Source organism: Streptomyces alkaliphilus (genome assembly GCF_014141535.1).
Taxonomy (GTDB): Bacteria; Actinomycetota; Actinomycetes; order Streptomycetales; family Streptomycetaceae; genus Streptomyces; species Streptomyces alkaliphilus.
In genome coordinates this window covers 1-2824 of record NZ_VKHT01000695.1, presented here as the reverse complement: position 1 = coordinate 2824, position 2824 = coordinate 1, and the positions used below count along the sequence as shown (strand labels likewise).

Below are 2824 nucleotides of genomic sequence, written 5' to 3'. Positions count from 1 at the left end.
GGGGCCTGCGGGGCGGGAGCGGCGTTGGAGAGGCCGCCGGGAACATGGGCCTGCGGGGGCGCGACCGTGCCCGGGGCCACAGCGCCGGGGGTGACCGCCCCCGGGGCGATGGTGCCGGGGGCGAGGGCGCCCGGAGTGACGGTGCCCGGGGCGATGGCGCCGGGAGTCGGCACGGAGCCGGGGCTGATGACGGCCCCCGCCGGAGGAGCGAGGTTGCCGGGGGTCACGGCCCCGGCGCCGGTGATGGATCCGAGGGAGGTGGGTGTTCCGCCGAGGCCGGTGCCGGGCAGGTCGACGATCCGCGCCGTGATCGAGGGCAGGGTCGGGATCTGACCGAGCGAGGTCTGGGAGAGCGAGGGCACGTTCAGCAGGTGCTGGGTCGGCGCGGAGGACGACCCGGCGCCGGCCGGTGCGCCGGGCACGGGGACCCCGACCTGCCCGGGAGGAGTGATCCCGCCGAGCGAGGTGATCCCCTGGATGCCCTGTATCTGGGGGGTGGGGAGGGAGGAGACGCCGGACAGGCTCGCCGGGATGTGACCGACGGTGCCGGGAGCGCCGAGGTTCGGGGCCACGGCGCCGGGCGCGGTCACGCCGGAGCTGAGCGCCCCCCCGTTCACGCCCCCGACGGAGACGTTGCCCGGAGTGAGTCCGCCGGGGTTCAGGCCACCGGCGTTGACGCCGCCGAGGTTGAGGTTGGTGGTCGTGAGGGCGCCGGGGTTGAGTCCGCCGGGGGCGATCGCGCCGGTGTTGATGCCGCCGAGGGAGACCGTGCCGAGGTTGAGGTTGGTGGTCGTGAGTCCGCCGGGGTTCAGGCCACCGGCGTTGACGCCGCCGAGGTTGAGGTTGGCGGTGGTGAGGGCGCCGGGGTGCAGGCCGCCGGGGTTGAGGTTGCCCGCGTTGATGCCGCCGAGGGAGAGGTTCCCCGGGGTCACCGTTCCGGGGGTCACCGCACCCGGGCTCACCGTCCCGACCGCCATCGCACCGGGCGCCACCGGGGTGGGCGCGGCGACGGAACCCAACTGCGGCGCCGCCACGCTCGGCGCGGTCACCGTCGGCGCGGTGACGGCGGTGTTCACCGCCACCGGGGCCGGGGTCGGCGCGAGGGCACCGAGGTTCACGGCCCCCGGCGAGCCGAGGGTGATGCCGCCGACGCCCGTCATCGAGGACATCGACCCCAACTGCGGGGGCTGCACGGTGCCGATGGACGGCAGGTCGACGATTTGCGCCGACATGGGGGGCATCTCGACGCCGCCCATCGGGGTGCGCAGCACCGACGGGGGGCTGAGGGAGATCTGCCCGAGGTTCACGGAGCCGAGACCGCCGGGGGCGAGGCCGCCCGGGCCGAGCCCGCCGATCCCGGACAGGCCGCCGGGCGGGGCGAGCGACCCCGGCGTGGCGACGCTCGGCACGACGGGGCCGGCGGGGCCACCCGGGGAGATGCCGCCCGGCCGGACCGGCACGCCGATGGGCGGCATCACCCGCAGGTCGCCCACGCCCGCGCCCACGGCGGAGACGTTCGGCGCGGTGAAGCCGCCCATGCCCCCCATGGTCGGGGTCGGCACCCCGAATCCGGCGGAGCCGAAACCCCCGCCGCCCGGGCGGGAGAGGACCATGACGCCCGACCCGATGCCCGACGCGGCTCCGGCGCCGCCCCGGATGCCCGCCGTCACGGTCGGCGAGAAGCCGTAGATGTGCTTGCCGAGCAGACCGCGGTCGATGAAGCCGATCCGGAAGGCCAGGCCCATCCCGAAGCGCATCTCCTCCCGTGCCACCGGCAGGAAGAAGCTGAGGAAACGGAACTTCATGGCGCCGTGGACGCCGGCCCGGAAGGCGCCCGGCGCGAACCGCACCAGGCCCACGCCCATCCGGATCGCGGTGTAACCCGCCCACCCGACGCCGCGCAGCACGCTCGCCCGGACGCCGCCCAACACGGGCGCGTTGATCCGGATCGGGGTGAGCATCCCCGAGGAGTTGCGCAGCCACAGGGTGGTGATCCGGGTGCCGCCGCCGAAGGCACTGGTCAGCCGCATCGCGGAGAAGACGTTCGGGCCCAGCTTGAAGAAGTCCCGGGTGCTCCGGAAGCCGTTCCCCAGCGCCGACCACACCTTGCCGATGTTCAGGGCCCGGGTGCTGGGCGCGATGATGCCCAGGATCGCGAAGACCAGATCGGCGACGCCCGCCTTCCCCTGCGAGAAGTCGATCGCGGTCTTGATGAGGATGGCGGTGTTCAGCGCGATGGTGAACAGGGCGAGCGGGCCGCCGACGAGGATGGCCGGGATGATCAGGATGATGGCCAGCCACTGGAGGGCCTTCCAGATCTCCTCGCAGGCGTCCACCGGGGAGGAGATGCTCGACGCCGCCGAGCGCAGCACCCGGGCCGCCTCCTCGGCGGCCTCGCGTTGTCGGGCTCCGGCCTCCTCGGCCTCCCCGCGGAGCCTGCTCCGTTCGGTCTCCGCCTCGTCGTCGTCCCCCAACCCGCGGGCGGCCTCCAGCGCCGCGTCGGCCTTGCGCTGTTCCTCGACCATCACGCCGTGGTAGGTGGTGAGCGCGTTCCCGGCGTTCCGGTGGGCCTCCGCGAAGGTCTCCACGAACTTCCGCAGCTTGTTGTCGATCACGTCGCGGAGCGCGTCGGCGGTCTTGCCGACGAAGGAGCCGTCGGTGGTGTTGCGGACGTTCCTCAACCCCTCGTCCACCACCCCCGCCAGTTCGACCAGTTCCTTCTGGGAGGCGATGACCCGATCCAGGCGGGGTGCGTCGCCGGGGGTGGGGTCGTTCGAGAGGCCGAGCACGCTCCAGTCGGTGGGACGGGGCACGGGTCTCTCTC

Annotated in this window: 1 pseudogene; it reads right to left on the bottom strand. The window is 74.2% G+C overall.

The features are described from left to right. A pseudogene (locus FNQ90_RS18600) lies at positions 1-2813 on the bottom strand (hypothetical protein); the annotation flags it as partial. Positions 2814-2824 lie beyond the last annotated feature (11 nt).